Source organism: Bacillus sp. PK6-013 (assembly GCF_054161445.1).
In genome coordinates this window covers 25,807-43,365 of sequence record NZ_CP096417.1, presented here as the reverse complement: position 1 = coordinate 43,365, position 17,559 = coordinate 25,807, and the positions used below count along the sequence as shown (strand labels likewise).

Genomic DNA, 17,559 nt, shown 5'->3' with positions numbered 1-17,559 from the left:
ACAGCCCGGCCGTACCGGCCAGACTGTCTTTATCAGCTTCCCAATTTGGATCGGGACAGCTTTACTTCTGTTGTTCTTTCTTTTCCGCCCCGCAGGTATTTGATTTTCACCTTATCGCCGACGTTTTTGGTGTAAAGCTTTTTACGCAGATCAACGATATCGTAAACGCGGTCACCGTTGAATTCGACGATGACATCAAGCTCTTTCAAACCGGCTCTGCCTGCAGGAGACACCGGCTGAACGCCCATTACAACGACCCCTGATGTTACGTCTTTCGGCAGTTTAAGCGTTTCCTGCCAGTGGTAGCTTGCAATGTCGCCAAGTGATTTCATCTCAATTCCGAAATACGGCCGTCTTACTTCTCCGTACGTTTCCAAATCTTCGATAACCGGAATGGCAAGGTTGGCAGGGATGCTCAGACCGATGCCTTCGACGGCTGATTCAGCGATTTTCATCGAATTAATGCCGATGACTTTTCCATCAATATTAAACAGTCCGCCTCCGCTGTTGCCCGGGTTAATGGCAGCATCCGTCTGCAATACTTCGGCATTCCAGTCCGGCTGTCCGTCTCCGTTTGAATCGACCGGAACAGCGCGTTCGGTTCCTGAGATGATTCCTTGTGTAACAGACCCTGAAAACTGCAGGCCGAGCGGGTTTCCAATCGCGATGACAGGCTCGCCTGTCTTCACTTTATCAGAATCTCCGAATTCAGCAGCCGCTTTTATTTTATTGCTGCTGACTTGCAGGACGGCCAGATCCATCAGTTTATCACTGCCGATCAGTTTTGCCGGAATCCGCGTTCCGTCATTCAGACTGACTTCGATTTGGGATGCCCCTTCAATGACATGGTGGTTGGTCACAATATGGGATGTTTTGCCGTCCTTTTTATAAATAACGCCCGAGCCTGTTCCCGCTTCGCTGTCTCCATCCCATACACCGGTTTTTTGGATGTTGATAACGCCGACAACAGAATCAGAAACCTTAGAGACCACTTGTGTGACTTCATTGTTCACGTTGACGGATACATTGCGGACCGCACCGCCCTGCTGAGCTCCTTGACCTCCGCGCGCTTCAATGACTTGCAGATTGTACGGCAGCCATCCCTGCTGCGAGAGATACGGCAGCGCAAACACTGTTAAAAGAGCGCCGATAACGGCGCCGACCAGGCTTGAAAACAAAAAGCTTCTCCAATTTCTCACCGGCTTTTCCCGAACGAATTTTTCCTCATCATGATTAAACTCCACTATATTCAAATCCTTTCAAGGAACGATATATGTATATAGTGTGGATCATCTGCCCGCAGATTAATCATTCAATCAGTAAAATTTACACCGCTACAAGAGGTGTCGGTTTCTTAGGATCGGTATCATATAAGTCAAACGTTTCTCCCGCTGCAAATCCTTTGGCAGCCAACGTTTGCTGGACGGACATTCTCGCCAGCTCTTTCATGTTGTTGTCCTGGCTTAAATGAGCCAAATAAATTCTCGATGTCTCATCACCGATTACATCAGTCATTGCGAGTGCTGCGTCCTCATTGGATACATGTCCGACGTCGCTTAAGATCCGGCGCTTGATGTTCCACGGATAGCGACCCATTTGCAGCATGCCGACATCATGATTGCTTTCAAAAACAAAAGCGTTTGCCGAGCGGATAATGCCTTTCATTCTGTCGCTGACATAGCCCGTATCCGTAATCAAAGCGAGCTTTCGGCCATTGTAATGAAAAACATAAAACATCGGCTCTGCGGCGTCGTGGGATACGCCAAACGATTCGACATCGAGGGAGCCGAACGATTTGACGGTTTCCATTGGAAACACGAATTTTTGGCCGTTATCCATTTTGCCGATATGCCCTTCCATCGCCTTCCACGTTTTTTCATTGGCGTAAACGGGCAGCTCATATTTTCTTGCCAGCACACCAAGTCCTTTTATATGATCACTGTGCTCATGCGTAACAAAAATGCCGTCAAGCTGATCAAGCTTTCGGTCAATTTGCGCCATCAGCCCTTCCATCGCCTTCCCGCTAAGTCCTGCGTCAACTAAAAAAGCGTGGTCATCGGTTTCCAAATATAAAGCATTACCGGTACTCCCGCTCGCAAGTACGCTAAATTGCAGGCTCATGGTTTCTCACTCCATTATGATTTTTCCTTTTTCTCTTGTGATTGAAGAAGCGCTCCATCCCGTGCATCCACGATAAATTCTTCGTGAATGGTTTTATCGTCCGTTTTGCGCTCCACTTCGATCCGCCAAACGGGCACGAAAATTTGCGCGCTTGCCAGCGGATACTGCGTGAAATAGCCAAGCTCGGCTGATTTAATTTTGCTGTACTTCTTCAAATAATCCGGATAGTACAAAGCTTCAACCGCTCCGACTGCGGAGATCAGACTTTCCGTTTTGACTTCTTTTATATCCTGCAGCATCGACTGCTTATATGAAACAACTTCGTTTTTATTATTCAGGTACAGAACGACTTCGCCCATCTCTGTGTTATCATCGTTTTGCCGATCCTGAAAAATGTAATTTCCATTATAGGTTTGGAAGAAAACGATCTGTTTTCCGGATTTATCGACTTTCCAAAGCTTGTACTTGTTGCCGTCGATAATCTCTTCGTTCACGATTTCCCTTGCTTTTGTCTCCATATCCGCTTTCGGAAGTGCAATGGGTGTTTCAAATTCCATTTCTATTTCCGTCAAAGCGTTCTCTTTTGCGGTATTCATTAACGCCTTCGGCTTTTGCCCTTTTAACGATTTAATCTCGCTTTGCTTAAAGACTCGCTTTTGTGCAGAGATTGAGGAACCTTTTGACGTCTCTTTAGACAAGTTGCCATATGAAATGTGGTCTGCTTTCATATCTTCCTGCAGCGTTGATTTTTCTAAAATCGGAAACTGATTGTTGCTGCGCTTATCAAAGTATTGAAAGGCCAAAAAGATATCAAGGATGAGGAAGACGATAATGAAGATTGTTTTAGTTCTATTCCACTCCACTCTCAATGCCCTCCTTCACCGCTGAATCTTTCTTTGATACCGGCTTTATCGTACCGTTTATTTTAATGCACCAAGTCGGTACAAGTTTTACAAGAGGGTCTTGTTCCTCTGATACTGAGACCATTTCATAGGCAGGAAAGATTTGCTCAATCTTATCAAAGTCATACTCTTCATTGTCTTGCAGGAACTGAATCAATTCTTCTCCGCTCATGATTTCTTTATCCTTTTTGCTGACCGGATTAGCGTTTGCGCCCAAGACATATGTTGGGTGTTTATAATCCAATATGTCGTTGTTTGCCCAGCGAAGTTCAATCGCTGTCGTTCCGAAAGGCTGGTTTTGGCTGTTAACGACCGGCAGCTGATCCATAAACAGATTAAAGTTGATCTGCTGATTTTCATTCAAGCCGAAAAATTGATAATCATCCGTCCAGCTTCCCGTGTCGTTTAAATATTTAAAGCTTTTATTGATCAGCTCTCCATTTTGATAAGCAGAACTCGGTTCCAGGTTGCGGTGCTGGAACTTAATCTGCCTGTTGTTCGAGTAGACCTCCAAAAGGCTTGTTCCATCCGTATATACCGGTCGGTTTAAGTTGGTTTCCTGCCGGACGGTTTGCGGATCATCAAATAAAGCTTTTTTAAAACGCGTCGGGCTGATCGTTTCTGTAAAATACTCTTTTTCAGACAGCTTCAGCCTATTAACCGGAAGCAAGACATCTCTGCGAGAATTGATTGCAAAGTCCTCGTAAAGAGGCATCTGCGATTTTTCTTTTTCAATGTCTGCAAGGATGTTGCGGTAATTTGCCGATTCAATCACCGCTTCAACAACCGTCTCTTTGCTGAAGGATACAAAGTAGATTTTTTTCATGCCCCGTCCTTCGTTGAAAGGAAGAACGATTCTGTCAAAAGAGTTGTATTCATAAGAGTTGGCGGACCATTTGAAAAGCGGCTGCAGCACATCGATTGGAATATTGTCGCTAAAAACGAGATCCAATTTGGAGTCTTTATTTTTAGCGTACAGCCAGTTTTTGAACTGCTGCCTGTCAAATTTGTCCGAGATATCCTTTAACGATTTGACTTCCCATCGGCTCATGTCGTCCCAGAGCTGAGAATAGAGCGTCGTATCATTCAGCAAATAATGCTGTCCATTCTCATGAATGAACATTTGCTGCGGTTTGACGGCTTCATTTAGCAACTTTGTCTGATTTGTAATCGGCTGTTTATCGCTGACCTGAGCCTGTGAATCTTCTACTTTTTCGTAATTCCCCTGAAATCCCCAAATATTAAAAGTAAAAAGAAGACTGATCAAAACCAAAAGGGACAGTATTATCGTTTTAATTGTTTCACGCTTCATCCCAATCATCCTCTTGTTCTTCTTTATATGGCAGGGTAAATGTGATCGTTGTTCCTTTTCCTTCGATACTGTCGGCCCAAATGTCGCCGCCATGGGCTTGTACCATTTCTTTTGCGATCGCAAGACCAAGCCCCGTACCGCCGAGTCTTCTTGTTCTGGCTTTATCGACACGGTAGAAACGCTCGAAGATCTTCTCCATGTCTTTTCTCGGAATGCCGACACCTTCGTCTTTGACACTGATATAAAGAAGCTCTTCTTCTTCATTTACATCAACAGAGAACGTGATATGGCCTCCTTCAGGGGAATATTTCAATGCATTTGAAATGATATTATCCAGCACTTGCGTAATCTTGTCCGGATCGATTTCAACATACAATTCTCTATCCGGCAGATTGCTGATAAACTCAACATGCTGCTCTTTCGTCATTTCAAAGCGCTCAATAATCAATGAGAAGAAACGGATAAAATGAATCCATTCTTTATTGAATTGGTAGTCCTTGCTGTCAAACTTAGAAAGCTGCAGCAAGTCGTTGACAAGTCTGATCATGCGCTCTGTTTCATTCTGTGTCACATTCAAGAAGTGCGGCGCAATGTTTGGATCCTGCCACGCGCCTTCCGCAAGCGCTTCTAAATAGCTGCGCATTGTGGTGAGCGGCGTTCTGAGTTCGTGGGAGACATTTGCCACAAATTCTCTCCGTTCTTGATCGATCTGCTCTTGTTCTGTGACATCGTAAATAACCGCAATCAACCCATCAATCTTTCCGTGCTCTTTTTGAATGACCGAGAAATTGACGCGAAGCACAGACGTCCGTTCTTCCTGTTCAATTTCAAGAAGGAGCGAGTCCTGCTGTTCAACCAAATCTTCGAACGTGTATTCATCTTCAAGGCCGAGCAGTGAGGTGATCGGCATTTCGAGAGCCGTTTCACGTGAAACATTTAAAAGCTCCAGTGCCGGCGTATTAAGCAAAATAATCGCGCCATTTCGATTTGTCGCGATAACCCCGTCTGTCATATAGGCAATAACAGAAGATAGTTTTTTTCGTTCGCCTTCTGTCATGGATTGAGCTTCTTTCAGCTCTCTCGTTAAATAATTAAACGTTGTGGCCAGCTGGCCGATTTCGTCGTTTCCGTACTTCCTGACTTTTCTTGAGAAATTTCCTTTCGCCAGTTCAATGGCCTGCTTTCTCATATCTGACAGCGGATGTGTAATCGTTCGCGCGACAAAAATCCCGAGGAATGCAGTGATTCCAAGCGCAATAAAAGTTCCAGACGCTAAAATGGTGTTGATCGTCCGGATTTGATTGTAGACATTATCCATCGATGCCACGACATAAATGGCCCCGATCGTCTCTTGATTCGATTTTTTAATCGGCGTGACTGAAATCCGCACTTTGCTGTCACGCTCCGGGTCGAAAAATTTGTTTTCGTACGGAATACCGACAAGCAGTGTCCTTTTAATAATGCCCTCTGTTGTCTTTTTCCCCGCCACCTCCCGGTTATAAGGATTGGAGGTCGCGATGACTTCATAGCTTTTATCAATCAGACTGACTTCGAGAATTTCGCCTTCCTTGCTGAAATCATTTAGAATCCGCTCTGCGTCTTCTTTCAAGGTAGTCGAGGAAGACGTGCTTCTATCCTTCGTCATTTCCTGTTCCAGATAATACGAGAGGTTGTTCACCCGCTGGTCAAGAGAGTCATTATATGATTTAAGAAGTGACTTCTCCATCTCATTGACAAAGTAGACGCCGATAATCTGCATGGCAACGATAATCAGCAGAACGTATATTAAGGTAAACTTAAAATGAATCGAGCGGAAAAAACTGACTTTATTCATTTCGGTATTAGTCCTGTTCCGGATTTCTCAAATAGTAGCCGACACCGCGCCTTGTGACGATCCAGCTTGGGTGACTCGGATTATCCTCGATTTTTTCGCGAAGGCGTCTGACCGTAACGTCAACTGTCCGGACATCTCCAAAGTAGTCGTATCCCCACACGGTTTGCAGCAGATGCTCACGCGTCATGACCTGCCCGATATGTTTAGCAAGGTAATGCAGCAGTTCGAATTCCCGATGCGTCAGTTCGATTGTCTCGTCTCGTTTTGAAACGACGTAGGCATCCGGAAAAATGACGAGCGATCCGATTTGAATTTCGTTTGAAGACGATTCTTCTTCGGCAGGAGCCGCTGTGTTCTGTCTTCTCAAGTTCGCTTTGACACGCGCGAGCAGTTCGCGAGTGCTGAACGGTTTTGTCACATAGTCGTCAGCTCCCAGTTCAAGACCGATGACTTTATCGATTTCCGAATCCTTTGCTGTCAGCATAATGATGGGCATATCATATTTTTTGCGGACTTCACGGCACACTTCCACACCGTCCTTGTTCGGAAGCATGATGTCGAGCAGAATCATATCAGGGTTGAGATCCTCAACCATCTGAAGCGCTTCATTGCCGTCGTATGCGCAATGGACTTCATAGCCCTCTTTTTTCAGATTAAACTCTAAAATATCAGCAATCGGCTTTTCATCATCTACAACTAGTATCTTTTTTTCCATTATTCGTTCCCCCTGGTTCAGAGTTTGGATACAATACAGCCAGCGGATGGCTGCCTAAGTTTTATATCAAGTACACTGCATGTCTTCATTAAAAAACACTTTCTAGAAAATAGATTTCTTATACATTATAACGTTTATGAAGCAAAAGTTAAAAAAATAGTTCAAAGGAAAACGTTTGGAAATTAAATCCACCTGCTATTTTTCCGCTTTTATCACAACAATTAAATTTTTGTGACTTTTTTTACTGAAAAATGAAACATCTTCCCCTTCAAGACCGTCTATATAGTAACGTCTTCTTCTTCGGCCGGGTTACCGGCCTCCCTTTTTTTCTCCTTTTTATTCCTTCAGCATTTTATTTCCTTGTTTTCAGCTAAAAGAAAACGCATCTGCTTAAAAACAGACGCGCTTTAGAGTGGCTCGGGACGGAATCGAACCGCCGACACACGGATTTTCAGTCCGTTGCTCTACCAACTGAGCTACCGAGCCAGGTATGTAACTTTTTTAAAATGGCGGTCCGGACGGGACTCGAACCCGCGACCTCCTGCGTGACAGGCAGGCATTCTAACCAACTGAACTACCGGACCTTGCATATTTACAGTACCTGCTTCGGAGAAGAATCGTGGTCTCCTCCGGAGCAAGCGGGGATTTAGCAATTACGCTAAAGTAAATCAATGACCCGTACGGGATTCGAACCCGTGTTACCGCCGTGAAAGGGCGGTGTCTTAACCGCTTGACCAACGGGCCAGGGAAATGGTGAGCCATGAAGGACTCGAACCTTCGACCCTCTGATTAAAAGTCAGATGCTCTACCAACTGAGCTAATGGCTCAAGATTAAATTACACCCTTAGATTTAATCTGAAATAACGACGTCCACATCTCAGGAAGCTTTTTCGAGATGTCTCTCGATGTGTACGCTGAAGCGAATTCTCCGAAGCTTATTCGGACGTGCTCTACCAACTGAGCTAATGGCTCGTTTCGTTGTTTTCGCAACAACGAGATTTATATTATCATAGAACGAACAGAAGTGGCAATATATTTTTTTATTTTTTTCTATTATTTTTTCCCTTCGTGATGATACTCCGCCCCTTCGCGGTTCAGCCAGTGCATGATTCCGTTCGGATGGAATACAGACAGCAGCCGGTCAGCTTCATGAAGCGGCATCCACTTGGCTTCAACAATGTTCTCGTCAAACGTGATGGCATCCGGACGATCGGTGATCCGGGCTCTAAAGACGATGAAATATACATGCTCGCCGCCGATAATCGCTTCATTTATAGCTAATATATCAAGAGGCTGAATTCCATAGCCTGTTTCTTCCTTCATTTCTCTCGCCGCGGCTTCTGTTAGCGATTCTCCAGCTTCCACCTTGCCGCCCGGCAGCGTCCACGATTGATTTTTCTTATTTTTCACCATCAGGATGTTTCCGTTCTCTTCCACGAATGAATATACAACATCGACACGTTCCACCCGTTTGCCCTCCTTGTCATTGAAAAACAAAGCCCCTGCGAACTGCAGAGGCTCTTCTGGAATTTAGTTCGGACGATAAACGCTTCTCACCACATTTGTTTGAGAGCGGTCAGGACCGACTGAGAAAATAGAAAGCGGAATGCCTGTCAGCTGAGAAACTCGCTCTAGATAATGGCGGGCATTTTCAGGCAGATCGCTCAAGCTTTTGGCTCCTGTGATATCTTCTGTCCAGCCCGGCATTTCTTCATAGACAGGCTCACATTCAGCGAGCGCTTTTAAGCTTGCCGGGAACTCTTCGAGGATCTCGCCGCGGTATTTGTAAGCAACACAGATTTTCAATGTTTCAATACCGGTCAATACGTCAATTGAATTTAATGAAAGGTCGGTAATTCCGCTGACGCGGCGGGCATGGCGGACAACCACGCTGTCAAACCAGCCGACGCGGCGCGGGCGCCCTGTAGTTGTTCCGTATTCGCGGCCGACCTCACGGATTTGGTCTCCGATCTCATTGTTCAGCTCTGTCGGGAACGGCCCGTCTCCGACACGCGTTGTGTAAGCTTTCGATACACCAACGACATGCTGGATTTTTGTCGGTCCCACACCTGAGCCGATCGTTACGCCGCCGGCGACAGGGTTTGAAGATGTAACAAACGGATATGTCCCTTGGTCGATATCAAGCATAACCCCTTGCGCCCCTTCGAATAAGACGCGGCGGCCGTCATCAAGCGCGTCGTTTAAGACGACGGATGTGTCGCAGACATATTGTTTGATCTGCTGGCCGTACTCATAGTATTCGTCTAAAATGTCTTCTATTTTAAATCCTTCCGCATCGTACATTTTTTCCAGCAGACGGTTTTTTTCTTCTAAATTGCGGGCGAGCTTTTCTTCAAAGACTTCTCTATCCAGCAGATCGGCGATGCGGATTCCGACGCGAGCGGCTTTGTCCATATAAGCCGGGCCGATTCCTTTTTTCGTCGTGCCGATTTTATTGGCCCCTTTCCGCTCTTCTTCGACCGCATCAAGCTTTAAATGATACGGCAGAATGACATGGGCCCTGTTGGAGATTCTCAAGTTGTCCGTGCTGACGTTCCGCTCATGAAGATAAGCCAGCTCCGTCACCAATGCTTTCGGATCAACAACCATTCCGTTGCCGATCACACACGTTTTATCCTTATAAAAAATACCGGATGGAATCAAATGCAGTTTGTACGTTACCCCGTTGAATTTAATTGTATGTCCTGCGTTATTTCCGCCTTGGTACCGTGCGATTACCTCTGCGTTTTCGGAAAGAAAATCGGTGATTTTGCCTTTTCCTTCGTCACCCCACTGCGTACCTACAACAACTACTGAAGACATATCCGTGCACCTCCGTTAACCTTTTCAAACGATATCAATATCAAACACATTCAGTTTATCAGTGTCATCCCGCAAAGTCAATCGGAAATCCGAACATTAATTTTAACACCAAACACATTTGTTCGTTATTATAAAGCAAATTTCATATATTTTCTTTTTAATAGACAGTCTGTAAGTCAAATCTTAAAAATAAGCGTTTTTCTTGGACAAAGACACATAAAAAACCGGCAACACAAATATTCAATAAGTAAGGAGGGAGATGCCGATGGAGACGGTATTAATTTTTGCATCTGTTTTATCGCCGATTATTTTGGCGCTGGTCGAATTGGTGAAGAAGACGTTCAAGGTGCCGAAAAACTTGATTCCGCTCGTTTCACTCTTGATAGGTTTGCTGATCGGGGCCGCAGCATATCCTTTTACAGACCTTGAACTCGTGCTCCGTTTATGGTCCGGAGGACTTGCCGGATTAACCGCAACGGGGTTATTTGAAATCGGTAAAAACCGCAATGCAAGAAAAAAGAAAAATCCCTGAGAGCATGTCTCAGGGATTTAAGCACCAGGCGCAACACCCGCGTCATCAAACCGGCGTTCCAGGTTGACGAACTTATTGTATTCTTTTACAAAAGCGAGTGAGACGGTCCCGACCGGGCCGTTCCTTTGTTTTGCAATAATGATTTCAATGATGTTTTTATTCTCAGATTCTTTGTCATAGTAATCATCGCGGTACAGGAACGCAACGATATCGGCGTCCTGCTCGATACTTCCCGATTCCCGGATGTCCGACATCATCGGACGCTTGTCCTGGCGCTGCTCGACGCCCCGGGAAAGCTGTGAAAGGGCGATGACTGGAACTTCAAGCTCCCTCGCCAGCGCTTTCAGTGCACGGGATATTTCCGACACTTCCTGCTGACGGTTGTCACTTGATCTGCCGCTTCCTTGGATGAGCTGCAGGTAGTCGATTAAAATCATGCCGAGGCCGTTCTCCTGCTTTAACCGTCTGCACTTGGAACGGATTTCGCTGACGCGGATCCCCGGTGTATCATCGATGAAAATACCGCTGTTTGATAAGCTTCCCATCGCCATTGTCAGCTTGCCCCAATCTTCTTCCGTCAGGTTTCCGGTCCGGAGATTCTGGGCGTTGATGTTGCCTTCCGCACAGAGCATCCGCATGACCAGCTGTTCGGCGCCCATCTCAAGGCTGAAGATCGCGACGCTTTCATCGGTTTTAGTCGCCACGTTTTGGGCGATGTTTAAGGCAAAAGCAGTTTTACCGACTGACGGACGGGCGGCTACGATGATCAAATCGTTTCTTTGAAAGCCCGCCGTCATTCGGTCAAGCTCGGTAAAACCTGTCGGGATCCCGGTGATGTCCCCTTTTCTGTTGTGGAGCTGTTCGATATTATCGTAAGTTTGAACGAGCACATCTTTAATATTTTGAAAGGCCCCGGAGTTTTTGCGCTGGGCGACTTCCATAATCGTTTTTTCTGCTTCGCTTAAGAGGTCTTCGACTTCATCCTCCCTTGTATATCCGTCTTGAGCAATCGTCGTTGCCGTACGGATCAAGCGGCGGAGAATCGATTTTTCTTCCACGATTTTCGCATAATACTCTATATTAGCCGCAGTCGGCACAGAATTTGCAATATCCGTCAAATAAGAAATACCGCCAACCTCTTCCAAAAGGTCCGTGTTCGCAAGCTCTGATGTCACCGTCACCAGGTCTACAGGCTCGCCGCGGTCTCCAAGAACAAGCATGGCGTTATATATTTTTTGGTGCGACATTCTGTAAAAATCATCTGGAATCAAGACTTCTGACGCCAAAGTTAAAGCTGATGGTTCTAAAAAAACAGCACCTAACACGGCCTGTTCGGCTTCGATATTTTGCGGCGGCAGCCTGTCATTCAGAAGATCTGTCATGTTAAGCACCGTCCTCCCATTTAAAAATAATCCAACGTCTATTTTACCATTTTTACAGAAAAAAAGTAGACTCGCTTTTTGTAGAAATATTTTCATAGAAAGGGAGAACGGCAATGAGGATGTTTGCTCCCCTGATTTATCCGGGAAAACAAATCAATAACATGTTTGGGGAGGTTGTTTTTCATGAAGGTATATATGGTGACACCAAATGCCGAGACGGACGGATGGTTTTTGAAACTGGAAGATACGGCGCCTGTTGAGCTTTATGACACAAGGACAGAGGCCGTAGAAAAAGGAGAAGAGATGGCGAAAGAGAATCGTCCTGCGAAGCTTGTCATCTATGACCGGCAGGACAACAAAGAAGACGAACGGTCTTATTAAACACCTCGGCCGAGGTGTTTTTTTGATTCCACTATTAATCCAGCCGGCTGTTCCAATTGTTTTTCAAAAGCATGCTGACCATCAAATCGGTCGCATGTTGGTACAAATCCCATTCTTCATAGGCCGCAAATTTCATCCGCAGCGTTTGCAGCACATTGCGCATATCTTTGTATTCTTCAAATGTGTAAAGCCCTTTCGCTCTGATCTGCTGTTCATACAATTTCTTTTTCAGCACAGATAATGTCGAATTCAAGACGATCACCTCCTCTTTATTTATATCGCTTTTTTCTTTTTCTTCCAACTCACTTGTCATATGATGTTACAATATATATCGGAGTCAATATTCACTGTTGCGTACTCTGTACGCTGGGGTACAATATAAAATGGAGGACTTTATGAAACCTTTACAAATATCTGCCGAAACGGCGCAAAAACTTTCGGAAAGCTTAAATCTTCCTCTTGAACAAATCATGCATATGCCGCAGCATATCCTGCTTGCGAAAATTGCCGAAATTCAGAAGCAAGATCAAAAAAGTAACCTTGGATGATGTTCCGGGTTTCTTTTTCATGTCACTTTTCCACCTGAAAGCAAAGGAGAATACAGCATGCATTACATTGACGCTCGACGCCCCCGTTTGAACAATATCTTATTGATTGCAGGAATCATATTTATCGCTTTTAATTTAAGACCGGCTATTACATCTGTCGGGCCATTGATCAGTTCGATCCGCACGGATATGGATTTGACGAACGGCATGGCCGGCTTCTTGACGACGCTGCCGCTGTTATCTTTCGCCGTCCTGTCCCCCATCGCCCCTAAGCTCGGACAGAAGCTGGGCAATGAGAGAACCCTCTGGGTCGGATTGGTCATCTTATTGATCGGGATTTTGCTGCGCTCTTACGGAGAAGCTTTCACACTATTTGCGGGGACCGCATTGATCGGAGTCGGCATCGCCATCTCCAATGTGCTCTTGCCCAGCCTGATCAAACATAAATTTCCTGACAAAGCGGGAATTATGACAAGTTACTATACGACAGCCATGTCGATTTTTGCGGCGCTCGCGTCAGGGATCAGCATTCCGCTGTCACACGGTTTAGCGTGGGGATGGAGCGCATCGCTTATGGTCTGGGCCGGTCTCGCGTTTGTTGCGATTTTGATCTGGGTTCCCCAGCTCCGCTATCATGATACGGGAAACCGTACGGTCAGCTTAAAGACGGACGGCCAAACGGTCTGGCGCTCGAAAATCGCCTGGCAGGTCACATTCTTTATGGGCATACAGTCGTTCTTGTTTTACTGCACGATCGCCTGGCTGCCTGAAATTCTCCGTTCGCATGGGATGAGCATGTCACTTGCCGGCTGGATGCTGTCGCTGATGCAGTTTGCCAGCCTCCCGTCGACATTTTTGACTCCGGTTCTTGCCGGGCGGTTCCGAAACCAAAAAAGCATCGTGCTGGCCCTTGGCATCCTATACTTGGCGGGAATGTCAGGGCTATTGTACGGAGGCAATACAGCGATGCTGACGCTGTGGGTCATTTTAATCGGAATCGGACAAGGATCCAGCATCAGTTTAGCCTTGACTTTAATCGGGCTGAGAAGCGAAAATGCCGATCAAGCAGCGGCATTATCAGGAATGTCGCAATCAGCCGGATATTTGCTGGCAGCGATTGGTCCAAGCTTTGTCGGTTTTCTTTACGATCACATGCACTCATGGAACGGACCGATTTTACTGTTCATCGGTGCGCTGGTCGCTTTAATCGGTGCAGGACTCGGTGCGGGAAGAAATCAATATATTTATGCTAAAGCAGCATAACGAAGCCGGCAGATAAGCCGGCTTTTTTTTGGAATATAACCTGACAACACAGCGGCTAAATGAAGTGTGATGCTGTATGATCAGATTTGACAAAAATAATTCTCTTAATGGTCTAGACAACTAGAGTTGTAATGTTCTATACTGATGATAACGTTTTCAAGAAAGGACTTTTGACTGTGAAAACCAACCCATCCCAACGCTATATGTTTAAACATCTTCATATTTACAGTGAAAATGGAATGATAGAAGACGGATTTCTTCTGACGAACGGGGAAAAAATCGAGGCTTACGGACCAATGACTGATATTCCCGCTTCCGCCGCAACAGCAGAACAACTGACATTTCCGGAGAACTTCAAAGTGCTGCCGGGCATGATTGATGTTCATATTCACGGAGCAAACGGCGCAGATGTCATGGACGGAACAGCCGAGGCTTTGCAAACAATGGCCGAAGCCCTGCCGAAAGAAGGAACGACAAGCTTCCTGGCGACGACGATGACCCAGGATAAAGCCACGATCGAGCATGCGCTGGCAAACGTTCACCGCTATAAGGAAGCAGGCGGCCAGCCCGGGACCGCCGAAGTATTAGGCGTTCACTTAGAAGGCCCTTTTATTTCAGAAAAACGGTGTGGCGCCCAGCCGCCGGATGATATTATCCCGCCGGATCTTTCGTTATTTAAAGAATGGCAGCGCATCTCCGGGAATAACATTAAATTAGTCACACTTGCGCCAGAGCTGGAGGGGTCTTTGGAACTAATTTCCTTTTTGAAAGAAACAGGTGTCACGGCTTCCGCCGGCCACTCCGACGCCGGACTCAAAGAAATGGCAGACGGGATTAAGGCCGGCATCTCCCATGTCACCCATTTGTTCAACGGCATGCGGGGGCTGCACCATCGCGAGCCGGGGACGGCCGGAAGCGCCCTTCTGCATGATGAACTGAAGGCCGAAGTCATAGCCGACGGCATTCATGTTCACCCTGCGGTCGTCAAGCTGGCATTTCAGCAAAAACAGAAAGAAGGCATCATTTTAATTACGGATGCCATGCGCGCAAAATGCTTAAAAAATGGAACCTATACATTAGGCGGACAGGAGGTGTTCGTGAAAGGCGAAAAAGCCGTCTTAGAGGATGGTACGCTTGCCGGCAGCATCTTGAAGATGAACCAGGCTGCTCTGAACATGATGGATTTTACAGGATGTTCACTCGAAGATATCGTGTACATGACAGCGGTCAATCCCGCCAAGCAGCTTCATGTGTTTGACCGAAAAGGCAGCATACGAAGCGGGAAAGATGCCGATTTGATCATTTTAAATGAAAAAAATGAAGTTGTGATGACGCTTTGCAAAGGCGTGATTGCTTTCAGCAAAAGGGAGGTTTCACCATGAAAATCATTGAAGCTAAAGATTATCAGGACATGAGCCAAACGGCCGCCCGACTCATCATCGAGAAAGTAAACCGCTTATCTGCGCCTGTTCTCGGCCTTGCAACCGGAGGAACGCCTCTCGGCACATATCAGGTTTTAAGGGAAGATCATGCGCATAACAAAACGACTTACAAGCACGTCTATACCGTTAACTTAGACGAGTATGTCGGCGTTTCTCCGGATCATGAAAACAGCTATACATTCTATATGAAAAAACAGCTTTTCGATCACATTGACATTCCGCTCAGCCATACCCATCTTCCGGACGGAATGGCTTGTGACCTGGACGCTGAATGTAGCCGCTATGAAGCGCTGATCGAGCGGCTTGGAGGCATTGATCTCCAAGTGCTCGGCCTCGGCTTGAACGGCCACATCGGATTTAACGAACCGGGCACCCCATTTTCATCGAAAACGCATACAGTCGAACTGACACAATCAACGAAAGAAGCCAATGCCCGTTATTTTGATTCTTATGACGCCGTCCCGTCGCAAGCCATAACGATGGGCATTTCCACGATCATGAAAAGCAAGCAGATCCTGCTGCTCGTTTCAGGAGAGAAAAAAGCGGGCATCCTGGCGAAGCTTCTCAGTGAAGAACCAAATGAAGACACGCCCGCTTCTGTCTTAAAAACACACCAGAACGTCGTCATCATAGCGGACAGCGATGCTTTATCAATCGTGAAAGAAAGGGGTATGGCCTTTTGATCAAAAAAGATTCCCACATTCCGATTTACTATCAGATTGAGACCGAGATTAAAAAGCTTGCAGAAACAAAAGATTTGAAGCCCGGCGACCTCATTCCTTCTGAAAGAGAGTTTGCAGAAAAATATGAGGTAAGCAGGATGACCGTCCGGCAGGCAGTCAACAATCTCGTCAATGAAGGCATCCTCGTCCGACAGCGGGGAAAAGGAACATTTATTGCCGAGCCTAAAATTGAGCAGCCTCTCAAAGGATTGACAAGCTTTTCCGAGGACATGAAATCAAGAGGCATGAGACCCGGCACAAAAATGCTCGGCTTCGGCGTCATTCCGTGTGACCAGAGCACAGCACGCAAACTGGAGATACATGAAGGGGCTTCCGTCTATGAAGTCAAACGAATCCGTCTCGCCGATGACATCCCGATGGCTTATGAAATCTCCTATTTGCCCGCCGACCTTATCAACGGCCTGACAGAAGACATTATGAGCGCATCTTTGTATGACTATGTCGAAAATACGCTCTCCCTTACGATTGACCGAGCCGCACAAACACTCGAGCCGGCGATTGCCTCTCCGGCAGAGAGCGAGCCCCTCGACATCGAGGAAGGCGCACCCGTCCTGCTCATCGAACGTTTGAGCTATTTGGACGACGGCAGACCGTTTGAAGTAGTCAAATCCGTTTACAGAGGCGACCGCTATAAATTCGTCATCGATATGAAGAGGGAAGAACAATGAAGAAGACAGAGGACACGAACGACAAAAGCAAAGCACTTGATGAAATGAATGCTTTAGATATCGTCACCTTGATGAATGAGGAAGACTATACAGTCCCTCGCGCCATTACGCCCTGCCTTCCCCTGATCGCTGAGGCGGCGGATACGATTGTCAGCCGTTTTAAGCAAGGCGGAAGAGTGTTTACAGCTGGCGCCGGCACAAGCGGCAGAATCGCAGTCCTTGATGCCGCAGAACTCTCGCCGACATTCTCTATTGACGAAAGCCGTTGGACCGGCCTGATCGCAGGCGGATATGACGCGATGTGGACGCCTCTTGAAGAAAATGAAGATGACCATGAAAAAATCGTCGCCGAACTGAAAGCGCAATCATTCTCGGAAGATGACGTCTTAATCGGCGTCACAGCGAGCGGCTCGACACCTTATGTCCTTGGCGCATTATCCTATGCCAAACAGCTCGGAGCCGCGTCTGTTTCGATTAGCTGCAACGCGGATACAGAAGCGGGCAAATTAAGCGATATCGCAATTGAGGTGCAAACAGGACCGGAAATTATCCGCGGTTCAACGCGGCTGAAAGCAGGAACCGCTCAGAAAATGATCTTGAACATGCTGTCAACAGCTGCAATGGCGAGGCTTGGCCGCGTCTACCAAAACGAGATGGTGAATATGAGACTGCTCAATCAAAAATTGGCCGGGCGAGCTGTCACCATTCTGATGAATACCACCGGATTATCACAGAATGAGGCCCAGCAAGCTTTAAAAGAAAGCGGCAATGACATCAAGGCAGCGATCTTTATGGTGTTGACAAACGGAACACTTGAAGATGCCCGCCGCTGTTTATCCCATGAAAATGGACATTTGAAAAAAGCGATTCAATATTACCGAAAGGGGTTTTAA

General features: G+C 46.4%; 18 protein-coding genes and 4 tRNA genes. 8 read left to right on the top strand and 14 right to left on the bottom strand.

Annotation, left to right across the window (positions count from 1 at the left end; translation table 11 throughout):
• Positions 1-32 precede the first annotated feature (32 nt).
• The 12 genes from M1E03_RS00255 to M1E03_RS00200 all read right to left on the bottom strand — a co-directional run bounded on the left by M1E03_RS00255 (position 33) and on the right by M1E03_RS00200 (position 9,707).
• A complete protein-coding gene (locus M1E03_RS00255; protein WP_026580409.1) occupies positions 33-1,244 on the bottom strand; it encodes a S1C family serine protease in 1,212 nt (403 codons plus the stop codon).
• Between the two features lie 82 nt (positions 1,245-1,326).
• Positions 1,327-2,121 (bottom strand): MBL fold metallo-hydrolase, encoded by a 795-nt coding sequence (locus M1E03_RS00250; protein WP_003177960.1) that lies wholly within the window; start codon positions 2,119-2,121, stop codon positions 1,327-1,329.
• A gap of 14 nt (positions 2,122-2,135) precedes the next feature.
• Complete coding sequence (locus M1E03_RS00245; protein ID WP_020453617.1) at positions 2,136-2,984, bottom strand: two-component system regulatory protein YycI; 849 nt, start codon at positions 2,982-2,984, stop codon at positions 2,136-2,138.
• The gene (locus M1E03_RS00240; protein ID WP_020453618.1) at positions 2,971-4,335 is read right to left on the bottom strand and encodes a YycH family regulatory protein; all 1,365 of its coding nucleotides are present in this window, start codon (positions 4,333-4,335) and stop codon (positions 2,971-2,973) included. Before M1E03_RS00240 ends, M1E03_RS00245 begins: the two co-directional genes overlap by 14 nt.
• Positions 4,325-6,169 (bottom strand): cell wall metabolism sensor histidine kinase WalK, encoded by a 1,845-nt coding sequence (gene walK / locus M1E03_RS00235; protein WP_262723688.1) that lies wholly within the window; start codon positions 6,167-6,169, stop codon positions 4,325-4,327. The genes M1E03_RS00240 and walK overlap by 11 nt, the downstream gene beginning before the upstream one ends.
• Before the next feature lie 7 nt (positions 6,170-6,176).
• Positions 6,177-6,884 (bottom strand): cell wall metabolism DNA-binding response regulator WalR, encoded by a 708-nt coding sequence (gene walR, locus M1E03_RS00230; RefSeq protein WP_003177967.1) that lies wholly within the window; start codon positions 6,882-6,884, stop codon positions 6,177-6,179.
• 413 nt (positions 6,885-7,297) lie between these two features.
• Positions 7,298-7,370, bottom strand: a tRNA-Phe gene (locus M1E03_RS00225).
• A 21-nt stretch (positions 7,371-7,391) separates the two neighbouring features.
• Positions 7,392-7,468: transfer RNA gene (locus tag M1E03_RS00220), tRNA-Asp, on the bottom strand.
• 88 nt (positions 7,469-7,556) lie between these two features.
• A tRNA-Glu gene (locus M1E03_RS00215) sits at positions 7,557-7,628 on the bottom strand.
• A 7-nt stretch (positions 7,629-7,635) separates the two neighbouring features.
• Positions 7,636-7,711, bottom strand: a tRNA-Lys gene (locus M1E03_RS00210).
• 226 nt (positions 7,712-7,937) lie between these two features.
• A complete protein-coding gene (locus M1E03_RS00205) occupies positions 7,938-8,351 on the bottom strand; it encodes an NUDIX hydrolase (RefSeq protein WP_025810498.1) in 414 nt (137 codons plus the stop codon).
• 63 nt (positions 8,352-8,414) lie between these two features.
• A complete protein-coding gene (locus tag M1E03_RS00200) occupies positions 8,415-9,707 on the bottom strand; it encodes an adenylosuccinate synthase (protein ID WP_020453621.1) in 1,293 nt (430 codons plus the stop codon).
• Positions 9,708-9,972: 265 nt separating this feature from the next.
• Here M1E03_RS00200 and M1E03_RS00195 point away from each other — a divergent pair, with 265 nt between their 5' ends.
• A complete protein-coding gene (locus M1E03_RS00195; protein WP_020453622.1) occupies positions 9,973-10,239 on the top strand; it encodes a holin in 267 nt (88 codons plus the stop codon).
• 17 nt (positions 10,240-10,256) lie between these two features.
• On the opposite strand, the gene dnaB is transcribed toward M1E03_RS00195, so the two are convergent.
• Entirely contained in the window at positions 10,257-11,621 is a 1,365-nt protein-coding gene (gene dnaB, locus M1E03_RS00190; RefSeq protein WP_020453623.1) for a replicative DNA helicase, read from the bottom strand.
• A 183-nt stretch (positions 11,622-11,804) separates the two neighbouring features.
• Between dnaB and M1E03_RS00185 the strand changes: the two genes are divergently transcribed.
• Positions 11,805-12,002 (top strand): DUF2188 domain-containing protein, encoded by a 198-nt coding sequence (locus tag M1E03_RS00185; RefSeq protein WP_020453624.1) that lies wholly within the window; start codon positions 11,805-11,807, stop codon positions 12,000-12,002.
• Between the two features lie 34 nt (positions 12,003-12,036).
• Here the strand turns inward: M1E03_RS00185 and M1E03_RS00180 are convergent, their stop codons facing one another.
• Positions 12,037-12,264, bottom strand: a complete 228-nt coding sequence (locus M1E03_RS00180; protein WP_371268723.1) for a hypothetical protein — start codon at positions 12,262-12,264, stop codon at positions 12,037-12,039.
• A gap of 133 nt (positions 12,265-12,397) precedes the next feature.
• Here M1E03_RS00180 and M1E03_RS00175 point away from each other — a divergent pair, with 133 nt between their 5' ends.
• From M1E03_RS00175 to murQ, 6 genes are all read left to right on the top strand, one after another.
• Entirely contained in the window at positions 12,398-12,550 is a 153-nt protein-coding gene (locus tag M1E03_RS00175) for a YycC family protein (RefSeq protein WP_020453626.1), read from the top strand.
• A gap of 57 nt (positions 12,551-12,607) precedes the next feature.
• Positions 12,608-13,813: a CynX/NimT family MFS transporter gene (locus M1E03_RS00170; RefSeq protein WP_105979421.1), complete on the top strand. Its 1,206-nt coding sequence runs from the start codon at positions 12,608-12,610 to the stop codon at positions 13,811-13,813.
• A gap of 131 nt (positions 13,814-13,944) precedes the next feature.
• Positions 13,945-15,195 carry an N-acetylglucosamine-6-phosphate deacetylase gene (nagA, locus tag M1E03_RS00165; protein WP_025810496.1) on the top strand — a complete coding sequence of 417 codons (1,251 nt, stop codon included), beginning with the start codon at positions 13,945-13,947 and terminating at the stop codon, positions 15,193-15,195.
• Positions 15,192-15,938 (top strand): glucosamine-6-phosphate deaminase, encoded by a 747-nt coding sequence (gene nagB, locus M1E03_RS00160; RefSeq protein ID WP_025810495.1) that lies wholly within the window; start codon positions 15,192-15,194, stop codon positions 15,936-15,938. The genes nagA and nagB overlap by 4 nt, the downstream gene beginning before the upstream one ends.
• Positions 15,935-16,666: a GntR family transcriptional regulator gene (locus M1E03_RS00155; RefSeq protein WP_020453630.1), complete on the top strand. Its 732-nt coding sequence runs from the start codon at positions 15,935-15,937 to the stop codon at positions 16,664-16,666. Before nagB ends, M1E03_RS00155 begins: the two co-directional genes overlap by 4 nt.
• A complete protein-coding gene (gene murQ, locus M1E03_RS00150; protein WP_020453631.1) occupies positions 16,663-17,559 on the top strand; it encodes an N-acetylmuramic acid 6-phosphate etherase in 897 nt (298 codons plus the stop codon). The genes M1E03_RS00155 and murQ overlap by 4 nt, the downstream gene beginning before the upstream one ends.